Origin of the sequence: Thermotoga petrophila RKU-1 (assembly GCF_000016785.1) — a bacterium.
GTDB classification, from domain to species: domain Bacteria; phylum Thermotogota; class Thermotogae; order Thermotogales; family Thermotogaceae; genus Thermotoga; species Thermotoga petrophila.
Genome location: NC_009486.1, coordinates 1,239,665 through 1,264,657, shown reverse-complemented (window position 1 = coordinate 1,264,657; position 24,993 = coordinate 1,239,665). Strand labels below are relative to the sequence as shown.

Here is a 24,993-nt window from a genome sequence, read left to right as displayed (position 1 = left end):
TGTACTTTTCCTAGAAATTAAAAAAATCTGGTGTGCCTGGCGGGACTCGAACCCGCAACCTCTGGATCCGGAGTCCAGCGCTCTATCCGTTGAGCTACAGGCACACCAGTCTACCGTTTTCTTTCAGGTATTTATTCAACTCTTCGCAGTTTTTTCCAGAAATGATCAGGTCGTACTTCTTTTCCCGAAGTTCTCTTTCAACGAAGTATCCATTTTTACTGTAGAAATAAGCAAGAACCGGATTTTTCGTGACCACATCAACTTCTCTTGCTTCGATGTTCAAAGAAGGATCCGGGAACTCGTACAGGAGAACTTCTCCAGTGACTTTTTCCAGAGTCAGATCGACTTTTTTTCTTGGATCTGTGACTTTTTCACATACCGAGGAATTCTCGAAGAAAGACTGAAAAATCAGAGCAGCGCTCACGGCGTCATCTTTTTTCGAGATCCTTTCTCCTATTTTCGTGGTGAGTCTTTCGTCACAGAGATATGTCTCGTACTCTTTTGAAAATTTGAAGGCAACTGCGATTGTTTTGAACGTCTGCTGAGTGTATTTTCCACTCATCGAAAGAGGTAATCCAAAGATTATTTTATCAGGTTTCAGCTTTCTGATGAATTCCTTCAGGTTCTTTGTGGGTATAACAAGACTTTTTTGAGGGAGAATTTCTCCGAATGCGACTCCACATTTCCTTTCTCCGTAATCCACAGCGACTATCACTTTACCACCGTATCCTTGAAAAAGTTGAATATCCACTTCAGATCCTTTGAAAGAACGGAAACCGTCCTTTCGAACTGGGCTATTTCGAGCTCTCTCTCAAGCAATCTCCAAGGTATCCTTTCATCTTCCGAAAAACTCCATCTATCGAAGTTGAACCCGGATTCTTCCAGAAGGTCCAAATAAATCTTTCTCAAAGTGGCACTGCTCAGATCGTACTCGCTCTCCAAAATCTTCTCCAGTTTTTCTTTGTCTTTCAGATTCATCGCTGTGATCGCTATTTCTTTTAGCTTTTCACGATCCGGAAACAGCTTGTTGAGCTCGTATCGACGCTTTTCAATGTCGGAGGAAGAGTAGCAGAGGTTAACCACCGATTTTCTTCTCAAAAGATCCACTATTTCGTAAATGCTGAGTGGGAAGTCGTAAAAGAAGATATCGCCTTTTATGTGGGTCGGAAGCCCATCGGTGTTGCTTGTGATGATCGCTTTTCGAGCAGAACCGCTCTCCATCAAGCTGATTGCCTTTATTTTCTTTTCCACATCCATGCTTGTGTAGTAAACGACCGCATCTTTGCCAATCTTCCGATAAAGATCTGGTATGAGTTTTTTCTCAGAAACAACCACCGCGAAACTGTGAGCGTCCACAAGAGAACCTAAGTCGAAAGAATTTCTCTGATCGGAGAACAGAAATTTCTCCGGTTCGTCGGTTCTCAGCTCAACGACATCGTATTTTTCCTTTTTCAGAAACTCTTCCAGCTCTGGGTGTTCTATCGAGGCAACGAAGATGAATTTTCCTGGGTGTTTGTCGACTATGTCCAGGAAGTTTTTGACCAGTTCGCTGTCGCGATGCGCCAGAAAATCTTGGAACTCGTTCACCACAAATACTTCAAAATCATCCAGACGGTGTTTCTTCAGAAAACCTGCAAGGGTGAAGAGGACAATATCGCTTTCTTCTTCCTTGGAAAAGGTAGAATTTACAAATCCCAAGTTTTTGGAGGTGTAGTACCTCGAAAGGCACCCCAGAATGTTTTGAGTCGTGGCGTTCGTTAAAGAAACGATCGCCAGTTTTCCCTGAAGCTCTTCCTTTATGGACAGCAGAAGCTTTGTTTTTGATGGGTAAGGTACTTTTATCAGTGTTTTTTCTTCTTTAGGTCTACTCAGTATATGACTCACTTCTCTGTTTTTTACAGAAAGAATAGGCTTTACATCCAGCGAGACAAGATAGTAAGAAATTCCATTTCCCATGGGACGTAGATTCACCACAACGTCTCCTCTGGTGGGAGTTACTGGTAATGTAGAGAGAGAACTCGAGAGGTTCTTGAAATTGTATCCCACAACTTCCAGGTTCTTTTCGCCGTTTTTCAGGTGAAGGAACACGTTGCTACCGTCTTCTCCAAAGAAATGAATCTTTTCTATCAGTACGTCTTTGAAGAGAAGAACAGGTTCCGGATTTCCCTGACCGAAGGGCATGAGTTTTTTTATATCTTCAATGAAGCGATCATCAATATCTTCCATTCTGACTTCAGCATCAACGATCACCTTCTCTTCTCGTCCCTCCAGAGAAATGTTTCTGATGTATTCCCTGAACGATTCCAGTTGGTCTCTTTTCAAGGAGAAACCAACCGCTGAAGAATGGCCACCTATCTCCTCGAATATTTTGAGAATATCTTCGTTGAAAATGTTCATTATGTCATAACCGTTGTAGCTCCTTATGGAACCTTTCGCTATCTTCTCGTCCAGAGAGACGACTGCAACGGGTTTTTCATAACGATTTGCCAGTTTGGCAGCGACTATGCCGATGACTCCCACGTGCCAGTTTTCTTTTGCAACGACTATGACGGGATCTTTCCACAGATCGTTTGTCTCGATTATTTCAATTGCTTCTTTGTATATCGCCCATTCTGTTTTCCTTCTGATGCTGTTCAGCTCCATCAACCTATCCACAACACCGTCCGCTTTCGCTGGATCGTTCATTATCAGTAAATTGAAGGCGTCGTTGGCACTGCCCATACGGCCAGCGGCGTTGAGACGGGGAGCTATTTTGTAACTGATATCGTGCGATGTGAGGTTCTTCAGGCCAAGTCTTTCCAGAAGCCTCTTTAAGCCCACGCGTTTTGTGTTTGAAAGCAGTTCTATTCCTTTTTTCACGAAGTATCTGTTTTCGTCAAGGAGGGAGACCATATCAGCGACCGTTCCAAGAGCTACCAGCTCCAAAAATCTCTCGGGATGGGGATAATTGATCGCCTCAGAAATGGCCTGGACGAGTTTGTAGGTTACACCGACACCCGCAAGATCTCTGAATGGGTAGTTCTCTCCAGGTACTTTCGGGTTCACAATGGCATCGGCGGGGGGGAGGTCACCGTTCACCTCGTGGTGGTCTGTGATGATCACTTTCATTCCGAATTTTTTCGCAAGAGCGACCGAATCCAGTGCGGTTATTCCGCAGTCAACCGTTACAAGACAGGAAACGTTGTTCTCTTTAAAAGTCAAGATGTTTTCCAGCTGAATACCGTATCCCTCTTCGATACGGTGTGGAATATAAACATCAACGCGCCAGCCGTTCTCTTCGAGAAATTCCTTCAATATAACGGTGGAAGTTATCCCATCCACATCGTAGTCTCCGTGAATCAGAACGAGCTCGTTCCTGGACCGGGCTTCAAGCAGGGTTTCAACCGCTTTTTCCATATCGTTGAAGAGAAAGGGATTGTGCTGGTGGGATTCATTGATGAACAGGAAAGCCTCTACCGCTTCTCTGGTGGTGAAGCCTCTGTTCACGAGTATTCTCGATGCAATTTCATTGAGACCAAAATACTGAGAAATCTCTGACACAGCCTTCTCATCAGGCTGTGAAAGTTCCCACTTTTTCATCCTCCGCTTCTCCTTTTCTTTTTTAGTAATTTTACCATATTTCCGAGTGATACAATTTAACAGAAGGGTGGTGATAGCGTGTTTAAAAAGGTTTCAAGGGATCCTGTGCATTCGGAAATATATCTCTATCCACTGGAAATACTAGCCACCGACACGAAAGTGGTTCAGAGGCTTCGCTTTCTTTCGCAGTTGGCAGGGGCGACCGTCGTGTATCCCGGCGCGACTCACACACGCTTTGCACACTCATTGGGAACCATGCACGTTGCCGGATTGTACGCGAGGAATCTTTTCAAAGAAAGCGATCGAATAAGGATAGTGCGTCTTGCCGCTTTGCTGCACGACGTTGGACACGGTCCGTTCAGTCACCAGTTCGACGATGTGGTTTTCAAAAGATACGGTTACGAGGATGGTCACGATGAGTTCAGAAACAAACTCATAACGGAAAAGCTTCCTGAAGAGATGATGAGGGTTTTCAACTCATACAACGAAAGATTGAAACAAGCAGTAATCGAAGATATAAGAGAATCGGTGGGAGAGGTTTCCCTGGAAGACGCCTTTCAGGAGATAGCAAAAAGGGTAGTTGAGGTATACAGAGGAGAGGAAACGGGGAGTGTGGATTTCAACATCATCCAGGGACCGCTGGGAGCCGACAGGCTCGATTTTCTGCTGAGGGACTCTTACTACAGCGGAGTGGGGCATTTTGCTCCGATGAACGTGGACAGGGTGCTGAGGAATTCCCTTGTCAAAGAGGTAGATGGAAAAGAGATACTCTGTTACCACGTGAAGGTGGTTGACAACATATATTCGATACTGTTCAGCCGATTCATGATGTACAAAAATGTGTATTTCCACAAAACGTCCCGTGCTGCCGATCTCATGATTCAGGAGATACTCTCAAAGGCCTGTGAGATTCTCGATTTGGAAGAGCGCTTGAAAGATCTCGACGAATTCCTCGAATTGACGGATTATTCCATTCTCAGAGAACTCGAACTGAAGGGGGACAGTGAAACGAAGAAACTCGTGGAGCGGTTCAAAAATCGCGATCTGTGGAAGATGGTGGTTGAGCGTCCTTTCTCCGCTGAAGGGTTTGATCCATCTGAACTCAGCCTGTCTGCAGCCAGAAACCTGATCGATAAGATCGTCGAAAATATCGACCGTGTGCTGTCCAGTGTTAACGTAGAGGATTCAGACAAAAGCATTCTCGAAGAGATTCGTGATTACGGAGAGAGATTCTTCAGGATCGACACACCGTACAAACTCACCATCTTTCATCCCGATGAATTTCTCCAGAACAACGTCTTCCTTTACGACCCCAAACATGATGAGATTCTCACAGTGGACGAGTACGTGAAGAAATACCCTGCATACAGGTTGATGGTGAGCAACATGATTCAGATCGTGAGGGTGTACGTAACCGAGGATGTGCGTGAGGTACTCTTCAAGTACGGAGTTATACCGGAGGATGGGAGAAGGGTGATCACAAGATGGTAAGAAAGGCACTCCTTTTTGTAATCGACGTGGCTCTGACGTACTTTGCGGGTGTAGTGGCGCTCTTTTCGAGGTTTGGTTTTGACTTTCAGGAAATGAGCCGTTATGACGAATCCGTGATCGTATACACCGCTGTCTCGGCTGTTGTCTACATTCTGAACGGAAACTATTCCATCGTGTGGGAATACGCTAATGCCAGAGACTTTCTCATTCTCATAAGAGGAAGCGTTATCTCTTATCTTTCCAACCTTGCGTTTTTTTATGTTTACAGGGGAATAGTTCTTCCCAGATCCGTGGGGTTTGCCACCTTTCTTGGTTCGATGGCCCTTCTTGTGCTGAGCAGGATCACATGGCAGTGGCTGACTGTGAACAGGCTAAGAAAAACCTCAGGGGAGAAGAGAATACTGGTCATAGGGGCAGGAGATGCGGGAGTCTCTATTCTCGAAGAATTTGAGAAACACCCCCATTTAGGAAAAATAGTGGCCTTCGTGGACGATTCTCCCAGAAAGATCGGTCGAAAGGTGAGGGGAGTTCCGGTTTTTGGACCAATAGAGAAAACAATGGAATTCGTGGAGAAAATGAACGTGGACGAAATCGTGATAGCTATACCTTCAGCTTCCAGAGCTGAGATGGAACGAATTCTCAAAAGCATCGATTTGAAAAAGGTCAGAGTAAAGACCCTCCCCAGTGTGAGAGAGCTGATAGAAGGACGTGTCAGGATCTCCCATCTGAAGGAAATATCCATAGAAGATCTTCTGGGTCGCGAAGAAGTGAAGGTGGATTTTCATGAAATAGGAAAATTCTTGAAAGGGAAGAAAATTCTTGTGACCGGAGCAGGAGGCAGTATCGGTTCTGAGCTTTGCAAGCAAATAGCCAGGATGAATCCAGCGGAGATCTTTCTTCTGGGCCACGGAGAAAACAGTATATATCTCATAAACGAGTTTCTCACCGAACACTTTCCGGAGGTGAAGAAAAAAAGGATCATAGCGGATGTTGCCGACAGAAAGATAATGGAACACTGGTTGACCCAGCTGAGGCCGGACGTGATCTTCCACGTGGCAGCACACAAGCACGTTCCTTTGATGGAGGAAAATCCGCTTGAGGCTTTCAGAGTGAACGTTCTGGGAACGATGAATCTCGTGGAACTCTCCGAAAGGCTCGGTGTTAAGTATTTTGTTTTCATCTCGACAGACAAAGCGGTGAATCCCACTTCTGTGATGGGCCTCACCAAGAGGATAGCGGAACTCTACATCCTTTCGAGAGAAAAAAACAGCACGAATTTCTCGATCGTGAGGTTTGGAAACGTTCTTGGAAGCAGGGGAAGCGTAGTGGAAAAATTTCGCCGTCAGATAGAAAAAGGTGGGCCTGTAACGGTGACGGATCCACGAATGAAGCGCTACTTCATGTCCATACCTGAGGCCGTCTCCCTCATTCTCCAGTCCCTTCTCTTCTCTTCCGGAAAGGACCTCTTCATTCTCGACATGGGAGAGCAGATACCCATCCTGAAGCTTGTGGAAACCATGATCATGCTCTCTGGGTACACCCCTTACCAGGACATAAAGATAGTTTTCACCGGAATCAGGCCGGGGGAGAAGATGTACGAAGAGTTGCTCTACCCTTACGAGATGAAAGAGTTGACTCCACACTCGAAAATCTTCAGAGTGAAGACATCCGTTCTTCCAGGGAAAGAGAGCGTAGAACAGGCAATCAACAGAATGAAAGAAGCCTTCGAAAACAGCGACGTAAAAGGACTTCTCACCGAAATGAAAAAATTAGTCCCGGAGGCACAAATAAATGTGGGAAGCGATAATTAGTTTCTTCCTGACTTCGGTGCTGTCTGTTTTTGCGAAGAAGACGGGATTTCTCGATCATCCCGACTCCAGAAAATCCCACGGGAGAGCGGTTCCGCCGGTCGGTGGTGTTTCCATATTCCTGACGCTTCTCATCTTCGAAAGAGACAATCCCTTTTTTCTCTTTTCGATTCCCCTGTTTCTTCTTGGACTTCTGGATGATCTTTTCGACCTCTCCTACAAAATCAAACTCGCTGTGACCACTCTGGTTGCTGTCTGGTTCTCTACCGCTGTGACCATAGAGGTCAGTATCTTTGGAGCGAGGATACATCCTGTCTTTTTCGTGATCTGGTTTGTCGGTATGGTTAACGCGTTCAACGTAGTCGATGGATTGGACGGCCTTTTGAGCGGAATATCTCTATTTTCTTCGCTCATGATTGGAGAAAGGTCTCTTGCGTTTTCGATAATCGGTTTTCTTCCATGGAACCTCCCAGACGCAAAGGTTTTTCTGGGGAACAGTGGTTCGTTTCTTCTTGGAGCTTACCTCTCCACGGCATCGGTGGTTTTCTTCGAGGGAGATCTCGGATACGCCACGCTTTTCCTTGGATTTCCGTTCTACGAGATCGTGTTCAGTTTTGTGAGAAGATTGGTTGTAAAGAAAAACCCGTTCTCTCCGGATGAGAAACATACTCACCACGTGTTTTCCAGAAAGATAGGAAAATGGAAAACACTTTTGATCCTCGTTTCCTTTTCACTGATGTTCAATCTTCTTGGACTATCCCAGAAGTTCTACCTCATCCTCCTTTACGTTGTCCTCTGTTGTGTCCTTCTCTTCACCTACTGCGTACTTCAGCGCGGTGATGGCAACCTCAAGCTGTGAGTCATCTGGTTTTGCCGTGGTCAGGTATTGAAGAAGGTACCCTGGAAGATAGAGAAGCTTCACCAGTCCCTTTCCATTGAAGAAGGCTATGACTTTCAGGAGTTCGTAAGAAATCCCCGCTGCGAAGGGAAGAAGAACGAGCCTTGAAACGATCCTCGTCCAGGTGTTCATCTCCACAACGACACCGACCAGACTGAGAAGAAGGATGGCCACTATTAAAAAGATCATCAAAAAGTTGGTCCCGCATCTTGGATGTATCGTCGAATATTTTCTCACATTTTCCGGTGTGAGTTCCTCTCCATGTTCGTAAGCGTGAATTGTCATATGTTCCGCACCGTGGTACTGAAACACGCGTTTTACATCTTTGAACAGTGAGATGATCCAGACGTAGAGGAGAAAGAGTCCAACCCTTATGAATCCTTCAACAAGAGAATAGAGAAACTCTCCTTTTTTCGTCACCAGGAAATTGGTCAGAAAAATAGGTACTATCACAAAAAGACCAACGGCAAGTCCAACGGCTGTGATGAGAGAAAAGAATTTCTCGCTTTCCTTCAGTTTTTCACCGGAAGAGATTTCGGAGGAAAGATTGAGGGCTTTTATTCCAAAGTAGAGAGAAACAAAAAGCGAATAAAAACCTCTCAAGAAAGGTATCTTCGCCCAACCTGGAAACTTTACTTTCCCGAGTTCCCTGACTTCGATATTTCCATTTGGCTTTCTGACGGCAAGGGAAACCTTTCTTGCGATCATAAGCACTCCTTCTATTACCGCTTGACCACCTGCTTTCACGTTCTATCCTCTCCTTTCTCGATCTCTCAAATTCTATGATACAACAGGTGCTATAATTGTTACAGGTGGTGGGAACATGATAGGCGAGCATCCTTACGTGAAATGGGCAATAAGGGTCATAGAGAATTACGTGAGATATGGAAAAGTGATCGAACCCGATGAAAGTGTTCCTGAAGAGCTCTTCAAAAGAAGAGCAGGGGCTTTTGTGACTCTTCACAAAACGGACGGTTCTCTGAGGGGCTGTATAGGAACCTATCTTCCCACAAAGCCGAATCTCGCTCTTGAGATAAGAGATAACGCCATCGCGGCTGCCACTCAGGACCCAAGGTTTCCTCCGGTCTCGCCCGATGAACTCGACGATATCGTTGTGCACGTGGACATTCTCAGTCCTCCTGAACCGGTGAGGGATATCTCCGAGCTCGACCCGAAAAAATACGGTGTGATAGTAGTTAAGGGCTGGAGGAGAGGGCTCCTTCTTCCTGACATAGAAGGTGTGGATACGGTCGAAGAACAGCTCAGAATAGCGAAGCTGAAAGCCGGAATCCCTGAGTGGGACGACGATGTGGAGATTTACAGGTTCACAGTTGAACGCTACAAATGAGGAGGATGGGACATGGAAAGGATGGCTTTGCACTTTGAAATTCTTGAGAATGGAAAAGTTAAGTGCCTTCTGTGTCCGCATGAATGTGTGCTCGATAACGGACAAATTGGGTTGTGCGGTGTGAGAAAGAACAAAAACGGCTCTCTGGTGAGTCTGAACTACGGTGAAGTAACAGCAATCGCTATGGATCCCATAGAAAAGAAACCGCTTTTCCACTTCAATCCTGGTGAGCAGATATTCTCTGTGGGAACTTTCGGCTGTAATTTCAAGTGCGGTTTCTGTCAGAACTGGGAGATTTCGCAAGCAAAGCCAGAAACCAAAAGAGTCACTCCAGAACAGCTTGTCAAGATAGCCCAGATGAACAGAAACTCAAAAGGAATCGCTTTCACATACAACGAGCCTCTTGTCTGGTACGAGTTCGTTCTCGACACGTCTCGTGTGGCTGTGAGAGAAGGTATGTACTGCGTTCTTGTGACCAACGGTTTTATAAACGAAGAACCTCTGGAACTCCTCTTTCAGTCCGTGCATGCGATGAACATAGATCTCAAGGGATTCAACAGAGATTTCTACAGGGAGATCGGGGGAGATTTGGACGTGGTCCTCAGAAACATAGAGAAGGTTTACAACGCAGGAATTCACGTTGAGCTCACCACGCTGATAATTCCGGGAAAGAACGACGACAAAGAAGACCTGAGGAGAGAATTCGAGTGGATCGCTGATCTGGACAAAGACATCCCTCTTCATATAAGCCGCTACTTTCCAAATTACAAGTACACCATACCTCCAACGCCGATAGAAGAGCTCATCGAGATATACGAGATGGCCAGAGAGTATTTAAATTTCGTCTACCTCGGTAACGTGTGGGACGAAAGATACGAGAGCACTTTCTGCCCGGATTGCGGAAATCTTGTGATCAGAAGACAGGGATATGAAGTGGAAAAAGTGGGACTGGATGAAGAAGGGAAGTGCACAAAATGTGGCCGTCAGATAGCAACGATCATCGGGTAACCAGAAGAAACGTCATCATCTTTTCTTCACTTCTTCTAGGTTCTCTTGCGATTCTCTTGGCTTTACTCCTCATCCGAACGAAAGATCAGTATTATGAGCTCAGAGATTTCGCTCTCGGAACGAGTGTGAGGATAGTCGTTTCCTCTCAGAAGATAAATCCCAGAACGATCGCAGAAGCCATTCTGGAAGACATGAAGAGGATTACCTACAAGTTTTCTTTCACGGATGAAAGAAGTGTTGTGAAAAAGATAAACGATCATCCCAACGAATGGGTCGAGGTGGACGAAGAGACTTACAGTTTGATCAAAGCGGCCTGCGCGTTCGCAGAGCTCACAGATGGAGCGTTTGATCCGACAGTAGGAAGGCTTCTCGAACTCTGGGGGTTTACCGGAAACTACGAAAATCTCAGGGTACCTTCTCGAGAAGAGATCGAAGAAGCTCTGAAGCATATCGGATATAAAAACGTTCTCTTCGACGATAAGAACATGAGAGTGATGGTTAAAAACGGTGTGAAGATCGATCTTGGTGGTATAGCGAAAGGGTACGCCCTTGACAGAACTAGGCAGATAGCACTCTCTTTTGACGAGAACGCAACGGGGTTTGTCGAAGCAGGTGGGGATATTCGTATCATCGGGCCAAAATTTGGAAAGTATCCGTGGGTGATAGGAGTAAAAGATCCCAGGGAAGACAACGTGATAGATTACATCTATCTGAAATCCGGAGCGGTTGCGACTTCCGGTGATTACGAAAGATATTTCGTTGTGGACGGTGTCAGGTATCATCATATTCTCGATCCTTCAACGGGGTATCCTGCTCGTGGTGTGTGGAGCGTAACGATCGTAGCCGAAGATGCCACCACAGCCGACGCACTCTCCACAGCGGGCTTTGTGATGGCCGGAAAAGACTGGAGGAAGGTGGTGCTCGATTTTCCAAATATGGGAGCTCATCCGCTGATAGTTCTTGAAGGAGGAACGATCGAAAAGTCTGAGACCTTCAAGCTGTTCGAAAGAGAGTGAAAAAGGTGAGGAGCTTCTTCAGAAAAAAAGACGTGGTGCTGATCATTTTGATCTTCGTTGTCCTCATCTTTTCAATACTCGTTTCGGAGAAGAAAGGAAGTAAAGTTGTGGTTCAAGGGAAAGATTTCAGAAAGATTCTGTCGAAACCAGGAACGTACGACATAACAGAGAACGGAAGATTCCTCATGAAGGTGGAATTCCATGGGAACAGGGTCAGAGTCGTTGAGTCAACCTGTCCTTTGAAACTGTGTGTGAAAACGGGATGGGTTGGTCCAGGAGGGACCATCATCTGTGTGCCAAACGAGGTGATAATATTCTTCGAAGAAAAGACAGATTACGATACCGTGACCTGGTGAGGAGGATCACATTTCTTTCTGTTTTGACGGCTCTTTCTTCTACTTTTTATGTCCTGGAAAATCTACTTCCTTTTCCGGTGCCGTTTGGAAGATGGGGATTCTCCAACTCGGTAGTCCTCATGATAGCTTCGGAAATTGGTTTTGGAGATGCTCTGATCGTCGCATCTGCAAAGAGCATTTTGGGTGCTCTCTTTTCCGGCAGGTTTCTTTCTCCATCTTTTCTAACCGGATTCTTCGGTGCCGTTTCCGCTTCCCTGGTGGAATCGTTTCTGGCCCGGTTCGATTTTGGTTACTTGAGTTTGAGTGCAATGGGATCTTTTGTGAACAACCTTGTTCAGCTCATCGTCATATCTTTTCTGGTTGGAAGTACGAAAACCTTCTTGCTCTTTCCTTTGATGGTGATACTCGGTCTTGTCTCGGGAACAGTCAACGCCTTCCTGGCAAGCAAGATGGGAGGGATAGTGTTTGAGAATTATTCTCGCTTCTTCTTCGCCCAGAAGAAGGCAACTGATGGAATTACTGGGGATAGAGTTCGAAGTTGAAAAGCCTGATGTTGAAGAGGAATTTCTTGAAAGTCCCGAAGAGACCGTTAGAGAACTCTCGTTGAGAAAAGCGGAGTGGGTGTTCAAAAAGAGGAAGGAAGAGGAAATACTCGTCATTGGATCCGATACGGTGGTGGTTTTGGATGGTAACATACTGGGAAAGCCGGAGTCTCTGGAAGAAGCGAAAGGTATGCTGAAGAAGCTTTCTGGAGAATGGCACGTGGTTTACACGGGGGTGGCGTTCGTCTCCAGTGAAACAAAAGACGTGATCGTTTCTTCAACGAAGGTCAGGTTCAGAGAACTTCCAGAGAGTGTGATCGATTACTACGTTGAGAAATACAGACCTCTCGACAAAGCGGGGGCTTATGGGATACAGGATTTCGCGGCCGTCTTCGTTGAAAAAATAGAAGGAGATTTCTTTACTGTGGTGGGATTTCCTCTTGGAATGGTCTGGCAGTACCTCTATGAAAAGGGATGGTGGAAGTTTGCTTCCAAGAGAGAGGATGATAAAGGCGGGGCCAGAGTCGCTTTCGGTTGAAGAACTCGTCGCCATCGTGCTGAGAACCGGAAAGAAGGGGAAGCACGTTCTCGAACTTTCAAAGGATCTTCTTGAAAGGTTTGACGGCTCGTTGATAAAACTCTCGAACGCAGGTCTCGAAGAGATAGCTTCGGTCGAAGGGGTCGGTATGGTCAAGGCCATCACCTTGAAAGCTGCTCTGGAGCTTGGAAAAAGACTTCACAGAGAACTGGAAAGGATACCGGAGAAGCTGGACTCTTCCGTGAAAGTTTACAGGTACTGCCAGGAAATGGTGTATCTTGAGAGGGAAATTGTGAAGGTGATCTGTCTCGATACGAAGCTCAACGTTATAGGAGAAAACACACTCACTGTTGGAACTTCTGACAGGAGTTTGATACATCCGCGGGACGTGTTTCGGACGGCTATCAGGGCTAATGCATCTGGAGTGATCGTCGTTCACAACCATCCTTCTGGTGATCCCACTCCCAGCAAAGAAGATCGTTTGATCACGGAAAGATTGAAACAAGCGGGAGAAATCCTTGGGGTGAGTCTTGTGGATCACGTCATTGTATCGAGACGAGGATATTTCAGCTTCAGGGAGGAGGGAGAACTTTGATCAGCAGGGAAAGGGCAATGGAGTTGTTGAAAACCCACGTTAAAACGAAAAATCTTGTGAAGCACTGTCTTGCAGCGGAAGCTGTTATGAGAGCTCTTGCGAGGGAATTCAACGAGGACGAAGAAAAATGGGGTCTTGCCGGACTTCTTCACGATCTGGATTACGACTACACCAAAGATAAACCCGAGGAACATGGCTTGAAGACCCTGGAAATCCTGAAAAATGAGGACGTACCCGAAGACGTTCTCAACGCTATTCTGGCCCACTGTGAAAAGAAAACTCCAGAAACTTTGATGGAGAAGGCTTTGTATGCGGTGGATCCAACCACTGGTTTTATAGTAGCGGCCGCACTGATCAGACCAGAGAAGAAACTGGATGTTATCGATGTGGATTTTCTGCTGAGGAGATTCAAGGAAAAGGCCTTTGCGAAGGGAGCGAGCAGGGAACAGATGAAAACCTGCGAAAACTTTGGGCTCTCGCTTGAGAAATTCTTAGAAATTTCTCTCGAGGCGATGAAAACGATCGCTTCTGAACTCGGTTTGTGAGGTGATTTCTCATGATAGAGTACAGAATTGAGGAGGCAATAGCGAGGTACAGAGAGTACTACGAGTTCAAGCCCGCCAGAGAAAGCGCGGGTATCGAAGATGTGAGAAGTGCTATAGAGCACACGAATCTGAAACCGTTTGCCACACCAGACGATATAAAAAAACTCTGTCTTGAAGCAAGGGAAAATCGTTTCTATGGAGTCTGTGTGAATCCGTGTTATGTGAAACTGGCTCGTGAAGAACTCGAAGGAACCGATGTGAAAGTCGTCACCGTTGTTGGTTTTCCACTGGGAGCGAACGAAACTCGGACGAAAGCCCATGAGGCGATTTTCGCTGTTGAGAGTGGAGCCGATGAGATCGATATGGTCATCAACGTTGGCATGCTCAAGGCAAAAGAGTGGGAGTACGTTTACGAGGATATAAGAAGTGTTGTCGAATCGGTGAAAGGAAAAGTTGTGAAGGTGATCATCGAAACGTGCTATCTGGATACGGAAGAGAAGATAGCGGCGTGTGTCATTTCCAAACTCGCTGGAGCTCATTTCGTGAAGACTTCCACGGGATTTGGAACAGGAGGGGCGACCGCAGAAGACGTTCATCTCATGAAATGGATCGTGGGAGATGAGATGGGTGTAAAAGCTTCCGGAGGGATCAGAACCTTCGAGGACGCTGTTAAAATGATCATGTACGGTGCTGATAGAATAGGAACGAGTTCGGGAGTTAAGATCGTTCAGGGGGGAGAAGAGAGATATGGAGGTTGAACGCCTTTCGCTCAAAGAATTCTGCGATATGGTTGCAGAGAGAAAGCCAACTCCTGGTGGGGGAGCGGTTGGATCAGTCGTGGGAGCCATGGCATGTGCCCTCGCTGAAATGGTTGCGAATTTCACCAGGAAGAAAAAGGGTTACGAAGATGTGGAACCGGAGATGGAGAGGATAGTTGAGGCAATGGAAGAAGCGAGACTGAAACTCTTCGATCTTGCAAAGAAAGACATGGAAGCCTTTGAAAAGGTCATGAAAGCTTACAAATCCTCTGAAGGAGAGCTTCAGAATGCTCTGAAGGAAGCTGCTTCTGTACCGATGGACGTGATAAGGGTGATGAAAGACCTCGCACACGAGCTCGAGAAGCTCGCCGAATTTGGAAACAAGAATCTGGCATCGGACACGTTGAACGCCGCAGATCTCTGCCACGCGGTCTTTCAGGTTGAGAAGGTGAACGTTCTGATCAATTTGAAAGAGATTTCAGACGAGACTTTCAGGAAAAACATGCTGGAAGAGCTCGAAGAACAGGAAGCACAGATTGAAGGCTGTTATCAAAGGGTGAAGAAGATGCTGGAGGGAATCGTGTGGAGTTCGAAGTGAAAAAAACTTTCGGAAAAGCAAGACTGGGTGTCATGAAGCTTCACCACGGAGCTGTTGAAACTCCTGTTTTCATGCCGGTTGGAACCAACGCGAGCGTGAAGCTTCTCACTCCCAGAGATCTGGAAGAAGCAGGAGCGGAGATAATTCTTTCGAACACGTTTCATCTCATGTTGAAACCCGGTGTGGAGATCATAAAGCTTCACAGGGGACTTCACAACTTCATGGGATGGAAAAGACCGATACTCACCGACAGCGGAGGTTTTCAAGTTTTCAGCCTTCCAAAGATCAGGATAGACGATGAAGGTGTGGTCTTCAGATCTCCTATTGACGGTTCGAAAGTTTTCCTGAATCCAGAGATATCCATGGAGGTTCAGATCGCTCTGGGATCGGATATCTGCATGGTCTTCGATCACTGTCCTGTACCCGATGCCGATTACGAAGAGGTGAAAGAGGCAACAGAGAGAACCTATCGATGGGCTCTGAGATCTAAAAAGGCTTTCAAAACGGAGAATCAAGCACTCTTTGGAATCGTTCAGGGAGGGATCTACCCGGATCTGCGGAGAGAAAGCGCTCTTCAGCTTACATCGATTGGATTCGATGGATACGCCATAGGAGGATTGAGCATAGGTGAAGAAAGATCCCTCACTCTTGAAATGACCGAAGTCACGGTGGAGTTTCTTCCGGAAGATAAACCCCGTTACTTCATGGGAGGAGGGTCTCCAGAACTCATACTCGAGCTCGTTGATCGAGGAGTGGATATGTTCGACAGCGTCTTCCCAACCAGGATAGCAAGGCACGGAACTGCGCTCACCTGGAATGGGAAACTCAACCTCAAGGCCTCTTACAACAAGCGGTCCCTCGAACCGGTGGACGAAAGGTGCGGGTGTTATACCTGCAAGAATTTCACGCGGTCTTACATCCATCACCTCTTCGATCGAGGAGAAGTCCTTGGGCAGATACTCCTCACGATTCACAACATCAACTTCATGATCTCTTTGATGAAGGAAGTAAGGCGTTCTATAGAGAGTGGAACCTTCAAGGAACTGAAAAGCAAAGTGGTAGAAGTCTATTCTTCAGGGGGTGTGAATGTATGAAGAAGGTCTTTCTTTTGATTCTTGTGATTTCAACACTGGCGGTAGCTTCCCAGCTCGAGATTTTTTCCTCTTCTGGTGAGTGGGCTTTCTTCGAAAATCCCGCACGGCTTCTTTCCATGAACAAACAGGGAGTCATGGGTTCGTATCAGGTGTTTTCAGGCGAGGGTGAATCTCTGGGAACCTTCCTGGTTGGACTCTTCCAGACTCCCGCACCGAACATCGCTGGAGTGTTGTATTTGAAAAGAAGCACTCTAACGGAATCCAGCTACAGGACCACGATCGAATACGATGCGGTCTTTTCGCCAGAAGAAAGCTTGAATGTCGGAGCCGGTGTTTCTTTCACCATGGATCAGGAAGAAAGAAAAGAGATCGATCTCCACGGGGGTGTCTCTGGTTACCTGTTCAAAGATGTTGGTTTTGGTGCCAGCGTTCGGGATTTCACTCTCTGGAGTCAGAAAGGAAATTACATGGGAGGAACTTATCTTTTGAAGCTTTTCTACGATTCTTCCAGGAAAAACAGATTCTCCTACTCTCTGGTATTTGACCAGGAAGTGCTGGAAAACAGGATAGATTTCGCGATCGGATCGGAACAAAAAGCGGGTCTGGGAGTTTCGATGCTGAGCAACACCAAAACGAAAGAAAGCGCCGTGAAAATCTCTCTTGGTTTCTACGCAACTGTGAACAACGTCTCTGTAGGTTTTAGCACGTTCATCATCAGTTCACCCGTGAGTAGTGATCCGTTCTCGGAGTACTACTACACTCAAGGAACAGGTATCAGATTTGCTGTGAGGTGGTGAAAACTTGCTCACCAGACTGATCCTAACGGCGGTAACGGTTGTTGTTTCTTATCTGGTTTTCAAATGGCTGTTCAAGCTCATTGAAAAGAGTGTGGAAAAGCTCGGAAAAGAGCTTCAAATGAGAAACACCCTCAGATTTTTCCTGGGATTGATCATCTCTGTGATCGCGGTGATGATAATTCTCGACATCTGGGATTTAAGTCTTGCACCACTTCTCGCTGGAGTGGGTATCGGAGGTCTTGTCATAGGTCTTGCTCTTCAGGAACCGCTGGCCAATTTCTTCTCAGGGTTGTTCCTTCTAGTGTCTCGGGCTGTCAAGGAAGGAGAGGCTCTGGAGGCCGGTGGAGTCTCCGGAACCGTTGAAGTGGTGAATTTGAATCATACCGTGATCAGGACCTGGGATGGTCGAAGAGTGATGATACCGAACAAAGCCGTCTGGAACGACAAGATAATACATTTCTGGCCTTCGAACGTTAGAAGACAGGAAATTGTGGTGGGAGTTCCTTACTCGGCTGATTTGAGGAAAGTGGTGGAGATCTTCCAGAAGGCGCTGGAAGACGAAGAGACTGTTGAAAAAGATCCAGCACCAGCTATCGTTTTCTCTGCCTTCAACAGCTCTTCCATAGACTTCATTATCAGATTCTGGGTCAACCGTGATAACTTCTTCGAAGGTATGAAGAGATTGGCTTTCAGAATAAAGGATTATCTGGAAAAAGAGGGAATCTACATACCTTTCCCACAACTCGATGTGCATTTTGACGAAGAATTCATAAGGGCGTGGAAGCATGAAGGCTCTGAAAATAAGAGTTGAGGGGATTGTTCAAGGAGTGGGCTTTCGATATTTCACAAGAAGAGTTGCGAAGTCTCTTGGTGTGAAGGGTTACGTGATGAACATGGATGATGGGTCTGTTTTCATACACGCCGAAGGTGATGAAAATGCCCTTCGGCGTTTTTTGAATGAGGTAGCGAAAGGCCCACCTGCGGCGGTTGTGACGAACGTGAGTGTGGAAGAAACTACGCCTGAAGGATACGAGGACTTCACGATCAAGTATTATTAAAAACATGTGTAGTTTAGTAGGTGGATTAAGTTAAACCACCTATTCATTGAAAATAAATTGTAACATTAAGTGCGCTACTCCTTAGATGATTGGAAACCTGGTATTAATGAGAAGCGTCTAATATGAGAGAAGGTCCTTCGGAGGTGTTTCGATGTTCGAGAATCTTCAGGAGAAGCTGTCCAGAGTTTTCAAGAATCTGTCTGGACGCGGAAAGATCACAGAAAAGAATGTAAAAGACGCGATCAGGGAAGTGAAACTTTCCCTGCTCGAAGCCGATGTCAACTACAAAGTTGTGAAAGAATTCGTGGACCACGTCCTCCAGAAAGCTCTCGGAGAGGAAGTTCTCAGGAGTCTCACACCGGACCAGCAGTTCATAAAGATAGTGAGAGACGAGCTTGTAAGAATCATGGGAGAAAAGAACGAACCATTGAGACTCGTCCACAGACCAGCTCCCATAATGATGGTGGGACTTCAGGGAAGTGGAAAGACCACAACGTGTGCGAAACTCGCAAAACTCCTCAAAAAAGAGGGAAGGAATCCTTTGCTTGTCGCAGCGGATCTGTACCGTCCCGCAGCCGTTGATCAGCTTGTGAAGCTTGGAAATCAGATTGGTATAAACGTTGTTCACGATTACAACAAAACACCCGTTGAGATAGTGAAAGAAGCTGTAGACGTTGCTGAGAGTACAGGAAAAGATATTCTGATAGTGGATACCGCTGGTCGACTTCACATAGACGAAGAGATGATGAAAGAGCTGGAAGAGATAAAGAAAATCCTGAACCCAGATGAGATCCTGCTCGTCGTTGACGCGATGATGGGGCAGGACGCAGTCAATACCGCCAAGGTGTTCGATGAAAGGCTCGATTTAACAGGATTCGTCGTAACAAAGATGGACGGAGATGCAAGAGGCGGAGTCATTCTCTCCATAAAGTACGTGACGGGGAAGCCCGTCAAATTCATTGGAACGAGTGAAAAAATCGACGGTCTGGAGCCGTTCCATCCAGACAGAATCGCAAACCGAATCCTGGGAATGGGGGACGTTCTTTCACTGATCGAAAAAGTGGAAAAGGAACTCGATCAGGAAAAGATGAAGAAAAGCGCAGAAAAGTTCCTGAAGGCAGAGTTCACCCTGGAAGATTTCAAAGAACAGCTTCAGGAGATGAAAAAACTCGGACCTCTTTCTTCCATTCTTGAGATGCTTCCAGGTGCACCAAAGGTCGATGTGGAGATGAGTGAAAAGGAGCTGAAAAAGATCGAGGCCATCATAAATTCGATGACCATAGAAGAGAGAAGAAATCCCGGTATAATAAACGCCAGTAGAAAAAGGAGAATTGCACGTGGAAGTGGAACCACTGTCCAGGATGTGAACAAACTTCTCAAAAGCTATGAACAGATGAAAGCTCTAATGAAGAGGATGAAAAAAGGTAGATTCAAAATACCATTTGGATTCTGAGGAGGTGTGTTCGGTGGTAAGGATCAGACTCACAAGGATGGGAAAAAGACACCAGCCTTTCTACAGGATAGTCGTTGTTGATAGCAGGAAGAGGAGAGATGGTGCTTACATCGAGTCTCTTGGATACTACAACCCTCTGAAAGAAGGGGAAATAAAGATCGATGTGGAAAGAGCCGTGGAATGGATTCTGAAAGGAGCTCAGCCGAGCGACACTGTGAGGGATATCTTCAGAAAATTCGGGGTTATGAAGAGGGTCCACGAGATAAAGTACGGAAAGAAAGAGGAGGCCACGGCTGAATGAAGGAGCTCCTCGAGAAGATTCTTCGGGGAATAGTGAAGCATCCCGAAGAGGTTGTGGTCATGGAGTTCGACGAAGAAGGAAAGAAAGTATACGAAATCGTTGTGAACGAAGAAGATGTTGGACAGGTCATAGGAAAAGATGGAAGAACGATAAAATCTTTGAAGATACTTCTGAGTGCACTCATGGGAGATTCTAAGGAGATCACCATCAAGGTGGTCCGGTGAGAGTATGATAAGAACCATTCAAGACCTGTTGAATGAAAGAGTGGCGATTGGAAAGATCGTCAACACACACGGCCTCAAGGGAGAGGTCAAGTTCTTCCCTTACACGAACTCTGAGGAAATCGTGAAGAACCTCTCCAGTGTGGTTCTTTACAACAGCGAGAAGAAGGCGTTTTACAACCTCACCGTTGAGTCTGTGAGGAGGATGAACAAGCTCTTTCTCATCAGGTTCAAATCGATAGACACGATAGAAGCCGCAGAAAGGATCAAAGGTTGTGAAGTCTTCATAAAATACGAGGAGCTTCCAAAACTCAGCGAAGACGAATACTACTTTTACGAAATACTGGACTGCGATGTTTTCTACGAGTCGGGCGAAAACGTTGGAAAAGTAGTTGACATAATAGAAACCGGTTCGAACGACGTACTCGTGGTGAGAAAAAAGAAGAAGGAAACCCTGATCCCCATGACGAAGGACTGTATAGTTGAAATCGACAAAGGTGCGAAAAAGATCATAGCAAAGGAAATGGAGTGGATTTGATGAGAATCACAATAGTGACTATATTCCCTGAAATGGTCGAAGTTATAAAGAAGTACGGCGTCATAGCTCGGGCGGTAGAAAGAGGTATCGTGGAGATAAACGTGGAGAATTTGAGGGATTACACCACCGACAGGCACAGAACGGTTGACGATTATCAATACGGCGGCGGATACGGCATGGTGATGAAACCTGAACCTTTCTTCAGATTCTACGAAAGTTACGTAGAAAAATATGGAAAACCTTACGTTATTCTCACAAGTCCGCAGGGGAGAATTTTCAACTACAAGATAGCAGAAGAACTTTCAAAGAAGGACGACATCGTTATATTCTGTGGAAGGTACGAGGGAATAGATGAAAGAGTGATGAGCATCGTTGACGATGAAATATCCATAGGAGACTACATACTCACGGGTGGAGAGCTCCCCGCCATGGTCATAACTGACGCTGTTGTGAGGCTTGTACCGGGTGTTGTCGAGAGAGAATCCGTAGAAAGAGAATCGTTTCATCAGGGACTACTCGATCATCCCGTTTACACAAGGCCGTATGAGTACAAGGGTATGAAAGTTCCAGATGTTCTCCTCTCTGGAGACCACGAAAAGGTGGAGCTCTGGAGAAGAAAGGAGAGCATAAAGAAAACACTGGCAAAGAGGCCAGATCTTTTCTTAGCGAAGGAACTGGACGAAATGGACAAATTGGCTATAATAGAGTTGTTCAGGGAGTTGATGGAAAAATGTTAGAGAAGGTGTACGTGGCCCTGATTCATTACCCTATAAAAGGAAAAGACGGCAGCATCATATCAACGGCCGTGACAAACCTCGATGTCCACGATATAGCAAGGACTGCGAGAACGTACAACCTCAAGGGATACTACATTGTGACTAACCTCAGAGCGCAGCAGGATATGGTAAGCAAGATGTTAAAATTCTGGAGAGAAGGTTTTGGAAGCCGGTACAATCCTTCCAGAGCGGAATCTCTCAAGCTCGTGAAGCTCAAATCCTATCTGGAGGATGTGCTGGAAGACATAGAAAGTGTCGAAGGAGAAAGACCTTTGATCTTCTTCACCTCTGCGAAAAAACGCGAAAATGACATTTCTTTCGAAGAGGGAAGAAGAATAATCATAGAAACCGAAAAACCTGTTCTCATACTTCTCGGTACAGGCTGGGGTCTTCCCGATGAAATTCTCGAGATATCCGATTACGTACTGGAGCCCATAAGGGCGCAGTCTGATTTCAACCATCTTTCCGTGAGAGCGGCTGCTGCCATCATCATCGATCGGTTGATAGGAGAAAATTACGCGAGGAGGGATTGAAGATGGATCATCTTGTGAAAATCATCGAAAAGAAATATGAAAAAAAGGAGATTCCCGATTTCAGACCAGGAGACACCGTGAGGGTGCACGTGAAAGTTATAGAAGGTGACAGAGAAAGAACACAGGTGTTTGAAGGAATCGTCATCGCAAAGAGAGGTTCCGGAATAAACAAAACGTTCACAGTGAGAAGAATAGGCAGCCACGGTGTTGGAGTAGAAAGGATCTTCCCCGTCCACTCCCCGGTTGTTGAGAAGATCGAGGTTGTGAGAAAGGGTAAGGTGAGGAGAGCCAAGCTCTACTACCTCAGGAACGTCAGAGGTAAGATCAGGATCAAGGAGCGCAGAGATTGATGAACCTGAAAAAAGAATCCGTGGAATGGATCAAGGCACTACTTTACGCACTGGTTGCAGCTACGATCGTGAGGCTCTACATATTCGAGACTATGCTGATTCCAACTGGGTCGATGATCCCAACGATACAGATTGGGGATCGACTCTTCGTCGAAAAGATCACGTACACTGTACGTGAACCGCAGATAGGAGAGATTGTGGTTTTCTGGTCACCGTTCGTGGATGAAAGAGCAAGCCACATGCTTCGACTTTTCGATAAATTCATGGATCTCTTTTCTCCCAGTAAGTTCAGGGGTCATGTAAAGTACGTGAAGCGTCTCGTTGGAAAGGGTGGAGACGTCCTCGAAATAAAGGACGGAAAGCTCTACGTGAACGGTGAAATTCCGGAAGTTTTGAAGGACAGGTACTACGAACCGGAGGGAATCTTCAAGTACGAAGATTTTTACGATTGGCTGTACACGGCCAGCAAGCTGAGAAAAGACAAACAGGCGTACAGAGATTTCATATACGATATCGCGAAGAATTACGGTAGAACAGCGGCAGTTCTTGTTTTCTCCCTCATCGGGGAGGAAGGTCTAAGCTACGGAGAAGCTTTCCTCCCCGGTTTGTTGAACTATTTCGATCCATCCATGGTTTACTACGACGAGAAAACGAAGTCCTATTACATCCCGGGGATGATCTACCACGAGTTTTACGAGGAATATTATTCCAAACTCGATCTCAAGAAGTACATCGAAAAAACAGAAAATGGTACGATCAGAATAAGGGTGCCGGAAGGATTTTACTTCCTGATGGGGGACAACACAAAGGAAAGTCTTGACTGCAGATATTTCGGTTTTGTCCCTAAGGACCACATCATAGGATGGCCAATTTTGAGGATCTGGCCCTTTGAAAGATTCGGTCCTATTCAGAAATACTAAGGATGAACAGAATCGAAGAAACAGTAGAGATTTCCACTTCTGGTGACAACCACTACACGTTCTTCACCAACAACGGGTTCTACGGTACTCTCCCCGACCTTTCTTTCCCATCTTCTCTTTCCATCGAGCGTGAAGGAGTAAAGAACGCCCTCAGACACGAAGTATACGTATCCTTCCTTTGAAACAGCCACCGGAGAAGGAGTGGAAGCTGAAATGATTCTTTTCACATTACCGGAAAGGTCGATCGAGTAGATTCCATCTTCCGCGTTCACAAAAACGGTACCTTCGAAAGCTGAAAGTTGTGAATTCAGCGAGAGAGGAAGTTTCTTTTTCCAGACCACGTTACCGTTTGTTCTGTTAACGCACAACAACCAGCCTGAGTTACTTCCAGTGATCACATATCTGTCGATGATTATTGGTTTCATCGTTAGAAGATATCCTGTGCGGGTTTTCCATCTCAAGGAACCATTTGAATAGAGAGAGTACAGACTTCTCGAAGTTCCAAAATAGACGACTCCGTTTTCATCGACCGTTACACCGGTTGAAATCCACTCTTCGTCTTTGAATCGCCACACGATGGAAGAATCGTGATCGATGAAGTACACTTCGCCGCTGTCGGTGGCAAGGTAAATACCGTAGGAATTCACTTCAAAAGGCTTTGAAACATCAGCCCCAAGATCGATTTTCCACACCAGCTGACCGTTTTGAGATATGGCGTAGAGGAAGTTGTCCCAGCTCGTTACGTAGATCCTTTCCATGAAAACGCGGGGTGGTGCCGTTATGACGAAACCTGTTCTGTAACTCCAGAGTTTTCCACCGCTCATCGAGATAGCGTGAACGATTCCTTCTACATCCGCCACAACCAGCAGATTCTCAAAAATGACGGGTGAAGATCTCACCTCGGCTTCCAGATTCAGCTGCCAGATCAGATCTCCCGGTGTGTACATCTCACCCTGAGCAAGAACCGGAAAAACCCTTTGAGCTGTTCCGATCTTCTTCAGAGAGAAGACTCCCACTCTGTAGAGGTCGTTACCTTTTGTGAAGAGGATTGAATCCAGGAGTTTTACAACCGATGTGGTGTTCCCGCTTGCAATATACTCTTTGAACGCTCTGGGAGACGTCAATTTTGCCGCGTTCATGGTGATCACTTTGTTTCTGAAAAAGACGATCAGAAAGTCTTCGATCCATTCTAAGTCTTCTGCTTCTTCAAATTTCGAGAAGAAAACGACCTTCGGTGCCAAAACGTTTTCCAAATCCACCAGAAAAATCGTTCCATCGGAAGTTAAAGCGGCGAACGCTTTTTTCTCTTTGTTTACAGAAATCTTGTTTATCTCTGCCTCGGCCTCTATCTTCCAGATCTCTTCACTGTTCTTCATGAGAGAAACGTATTTTCCATGACTCACCAGCAGGTAGCCTTCGTAGAAATCGACGTCAGAAACGGATTGTTGAAAACTGATCTTGCTGTATTTGAAAGAAACGGGATCCAGAAGCAGAACCTCTTTTTCGCAGATCACCACCAAACGTTCATCGTTCCACTTCAATTTCTTTGCCGGTATTTTCAGCGATCGGATGATTTCTTTGCTCTTCAGATTGTACTCCAGAAGAGCGTTTCCGGTCGCAAAATATGCCGTATCTGAAACCACGACTCCATCGAGAGGAGAGAATGGAAAGGTGACCTCCAGGTTCTTCTTCAAGGAGTCTCCTTCCACTTCCACGAGGGAGGCGAGGTTTCCCTGGACGACCATGAGTTGTGCTGAGAAAAGGTAAGACACAAGGAAGATGCAAAAGAGGACGGTTTTTCTCCACATGTGTTTCAACTCCGGCTGTTAAAATATGATCTGGTACAGTAAAAATATAGCACGAATCGGGGTG

The 24,993-nt window shown here is 46.0% G+C and carries 29 protein-coding genes and 1 tRNA gene; 25 read left to right on the top strand and 5 right to left on the bottom strand.

Annotated elements, in window-relative coordinates; all coding sequences use genetic code 11:
- Positions 1-28 precede the first annotated feature (28 nt).
- From TPET_RS06360 to recJ, 3 genes are all read right to left on the bottom strand, one after another.
- A tRNA-Arg gene (locus TPET_RS06360) sits at positions 29-104 on the bottom strand.
- Positions 95-751, bottom strand: coding sequence for a RuvX/YqgF family protein (locus tag TPET_RS09330; RefSeq protein ID WP_128080960.1), 657 nt, complete (start codon positions 749-751; stop codon positions 95-97). The genes TPET_RS06360 and TPET_RS09330 overlap by 10 nt, the downstream gene beginning before the upstream one ends.
- Positions 712-3,579, bottom strand: coding sequence for a single-stranded-DNA-specific exonuclease RecJ (recJ, locus tag TPET_RS06355; RefSeq protein ID WP_011943748.1), 2,868 nt, complete (start codon positions 3,577-3,579; stop codon positions 712-714). The genes TPET_RS09330 and recJ overlap by 40 nt, the downstream gene beginning before the upstream one ends.
- Positions 3,580-3,657: 78 nt before the next feature.
- Here recJ and TPET_RS06350 point away from each other — a divergent pair, with 78 nt between their 5' ends.
- From TPET_RS06350 to TPET_RS06340, 3 genes are read left to right on the top strand one after another with little or no spacing between them, the layout of a single operon-like run.
- Entirely contained in the window at positions 3,658-5,070 is a 1,413-nt protein-coding gene (locus TPET_RS06350; RefSeq protein ID WP_048810878.1) for an HD domain-containing protein, read from the top strand.
- Positions 5,064-6,881, top strand: coding sequence for a nucleoside-diphosphate sugar epimerase/dehydratase (locus tag TPET_RS06345; RefSeq protein ID WP_011943746.1), 1,818 nt, complete (start codon positions 5,064-5,066; stop codon positions 6,879-6,881). The genes TPET_RS06350 and TPET_RS06345 overlap by 7 nt, the downstream gene beginning before the upstream one ends.
- Positions 6,862-7,737, top strand: coding sequence for a glycosyltransferase family 4 protein (locus tag TPET_RS06340; protein WP_011943745.1), 876 nt, complete (start codon positions 6,862-6,864; stop codon positions 7,735-7,737). The genes TPET_RS06345 and TPET_RS06340 overlap by 20 nt, the downstream gene beginning before the upstream one ends.
- Here the strand turns inward: TPET_RS06340 and TPET_RS06335 are convergent.
- Positions 7,633-8,523: a DUF1385 domain-containing protein gene (locus tag TPET_RS06335; RefSeq protein ID WP_011943744.1), complete on the bottom strand. Its 891-nt coding sequence runs from the start codon at positions 8,521-8,523 to the stop codon at positions 7,633-7,635. The two genes, TPET_RS06340 and TPET_RS06335, sit on opposite strands and share 105 nt — an antisense overlap.
- A 76-nt stretch (positions 8,524-8,599) precedes the next feature.
- Here TPET_RS06335 and amrA point away from each other — a divergent pair, with 76 nt between their 5' ends.
- The 22 genes from amrA to lepB all read left to right on the top strand — a co-directional run bounded on the left by amrA (position 8,600) and on the right by lepB (position 23,121).
- A complete protein-coding gene (gene amrA / locus TPET_RS06330) occupies positions 8,600-9,124 on the top strand; it encodes an AmmeMemoRadiSam system protein A (protein ID WP_004081947.1) in 525 nt (174 codons plus the stop codon).
- A gap of 12 nt (positions 9,125-9,136) precedes the next feature.
- Positions 9,137-10,132 carry an AmmeMemoRadiSam system radical SAM enzyme gene (amrS, locus tag TPET_RS06325; protein ID WP_004081949.1) on the top strand — a complete coding sequence of 332 codons (996 nt, stop codon included), beginning with the start codon at positions 9,137-9,139 and terminating at the stop codon, positions 10,130-10,132.
- Positions 10,099-11,148: an FAD:protein FMN transferase gene (locus TPET_RS06320; protein WP_011943743.1), complete on the top strand. Its 1,050-nt coding sequence runs from the start codon at positions 10,099-10,101 to the stop codon at positions 11,146-11,148. Before amrS ends, TPET_RS06320 begins: the two co-directional genes overlap by 34 nt.
- 5 nt (positions 11,149-11,153) lie before the next feature.
- Positions 11,154-11,504 carry a NusG domain II-containing protein gene (locus tag TPET_RS06315; protein WP_011943742.1) on the top strand — a complete coding sequence of 117 codons (351 nt, stop codon included), beginning with the start codon at positions 11,154-11,156 and terminating at the stop codon, positions 11,502-11,504.
- Complete coding sequence (locus tag TPET_RS06310) at positions 11,501-12,046, top strand: Gx transporter family protein (RefSeq protein ID WP_011943741.1); 546 nt, start codon at positions 11,501-11,503, stop codon at positions 12,044-12,046. Before TPET_RS06315 ends, TPET_RS06310 begins: the two co-directional genes overlap by 4 nt.
- Positions 11,970-12,584 (top strand): Maf family nucleotide pyrophosphatase, encoded by a 615-nt coding sequence (locus TPET_RS06305; protein WP_011943740.1) that lies wholly within the window; start codon positions 11,970-11,972, stop codon positions 12,582-12,584. The genes TPET_RS06310 and TPET_RS06305 overlap by 77 nt, the downstream gene beginning before the upstream one ends.
- Positions 12,511-13,179 carry a RadC family protein gene (gene radC, locus TPET_RS06300; protein ID WP_011943739.1) on the top strand — a complete coding sequence of 223 codons (669 nt, stop codon included), beginning with the start codon at positions 12,511-12,513 and terminating at the stop codon, positions 13,177-13,179. Before TPET_RS06305 ends, radC begins: the two co-directional genes overlap by 74 nt.
- The gene (locus TPET_RS06295) at positions 13,176-13,724 is read left to right on the top strand and encodes an HD domain-containing protein (protein ID WP_012896413.1); all 549 of its coding nucleotides are present in this window, start codon (positions 13,176-13,178) and stop codon (positions 13,722-13,724) included. The genes radC and TPET_RS06295 overlap by 4 nt, the downstream gene beginning before the upstream one ends.
- An 11-nt stretch (positions 13,725-13,735) precedes the next feature.
- On the top strand, positions 13,736-14,482 hold the full coding sequence (gene deoC / locus TPET_RS06290; RefSeq protein WP_011943737.1) for a deoxyribose-phosphate aldolase: 747 nt from the start codon (positions 13,736-13,738) through the stop codon (positions 14,480-14,482).
- A complete protein-coding gene (locus TPET_RS06285) occupies positions 14,472-15,080 on the top strand; it encodes a cyclodeaminase/cyclohydrolase family protein (RefSeq protein WP_004081967.1) in 609 nt (202 codons plus the stop codon). Before deoC ends, TPET_RS06285 begins: the two co-directional genes overlap by 11 nt.
- Positions 15,065-16,174 (top strand): tRNA guanosine(34) transglycosylase Tgt, encoded by a 1,110-nt coding sequence (gene tgt, locus TPET_RS06280; protein ID WP_004081969.1) that lies wholly within the window; start codon positions 15,065-15,067, stop codon positions 16,172-16,174. The genes TPET_RS06285 and tgt overlap by 16 nt, the downstream gene beginning before the upstream one ends.
- Complete coding sequence (locus TPET_RS06275; protein ID WP_011943736.1) at positions 16,171-16,971, top strand: hypothetical protein; 801 nt, start codon at positions 16,171-16,173, stop codon at positions 16,969-16,971. The genes tgt and TPET_RS06275 overlap by 4 nt, the downstream gene beginning before the upstream one ends.
- 4 nt (positions 16,972-16,975) lie before the next feature.
- Entirely contained in the window at positions 16,976-17,782 is an 807-nt protein-coding gene (locus TPET_RS06270) for a mechanosensitive ion channel family protein (protein WP_011943735.1), read from the top strand.
- Complete coding sequence (locus TPET_RS06265) at positions 17,757-18,029, top strand: acylphosphatase (protein WP_004081975.1); 273 nt, start codon at positions 17,757-17,759, stop codon at positions 18,027-18,029. The genes TPET_RS06270 and TPET_RS06265 overlap by 26 nt, the downstream gene beginning before the upstream one ends.
- Before the next feature lie 151 nt (positions 18,030-18,180).
- Positions 18,181-19,482: a signal recognition particle protein gene (gene ffh, locus TPET_RS06260; RefSeq protein WP_011943734.1), complete on the top strand. Its 1,302-nt coding sequence runs from the start codon at positions 18,181-18,183 to the stop codon at positions 19,480-19,482.
- A gap of 13 nt (positions 19,483-19,495) precedes the next feature.
- Positions 19,496-19,783 carry a 30S ribosomal protein S16 gene (rpsP, locus tag TPET_RS06255; RefSeq protein WP_004081979.1) on the top strand — a complete coding sequence of 96 codons (288 nt, stop codon included), beginning with the start codon at positions 19,496-19,498 and terminating at the stop codon, positions 19,781-19,783.
- Entirely contained in the window at positions 19,780-20,007 is a 228-nt protein-coding gene (locus tag TPET_RS06250) for a KH domain-containing protein (protein ID WP_004081981.1), read from the top strand. The genes rpsP and TPET_RS06250 overlap by 4 nt, the downstream gene beginning before the upstream one ends.
- Before the next feature lie 4 nt (positions 20,008-20,011).
- A complete protein-coding gene (gene rimM / locus TPET_RS06245; protein WP_004081983.1) occupies positions 20,012-20,542 on the top strand; it encodes a ribosome maturation factor RimM in 531 nt (176 codons plus the stop codon).
- Complete coding sequence (trmD, locus tag TPET_RS06240) at positions 20,542-21,279, top strand: tRNA (guanosine(37)-N1)-methyltransferase TrmD (protein ID WP_004081985.1); 738 nt, start codon at positions 20,542-20,544, stop codon at positions 21,277-21,279. The genes rimM and trmD overlap by 1 nt, the downstream gene beginning before the upstream one ends.
- Positions 21,273-21,851: an RNA methyltransferase gene (locus TPET_RS06235; RefSeq protein ID WP_004081987.1), complete on the top strand. Its 579-nt coding sequence runs from the start codon at positions 21,273-21,275 to the stop codon at positions 21,849-21,851. The genes trmD and TPET_RS06235 overlap by 7 nt, the downstream gene beginning before the upstream one ends.
- 2 nt (positions 21,852-21,853) lie before the next feature.
- The gene (gene rplS / locus TPET_RS06230; protein ID WP_004081989.1) at positions 21,854-22,201 is read left to right on the top strand and encodes a 50S ribosomal protein L19; all 348 of its coding nucleotides are present in this window, start codon (positions 21,854-21,856) and stop codon (positions 22,199-22,201) included.
- Complete coding sequence (lepB, locus tag TPET_RS06225; protein ID WP_011943733.1) at positions 22,201-23,121, top strand: signal peptidase I; 921 nt, start codon at positions 22,201-22,203, stop codon at positions 23,119-23,121. The genes rplS and lepB overlap by 1 nt, the downstream gene beginning before the upstream one ends.
- Here the strand turns inward: lepB and TPET_RS06220 are convergent.
- Complete coding sequence (locus tag TPET_RS06220) at positions 23,118-24,929, bottom strand: outer membrane protein assembly factor BamB family protein (protein WP_011943732.1); 1,812 nt, start codon at positions 24,927-24,929, stop codon at positions 23,118-23,120. The genes lepB and TPET_RS06220 overlap by 4 nt on opposite strands.
- Positions 24,930-24,993: the final 64 nt, after the last annotated feature.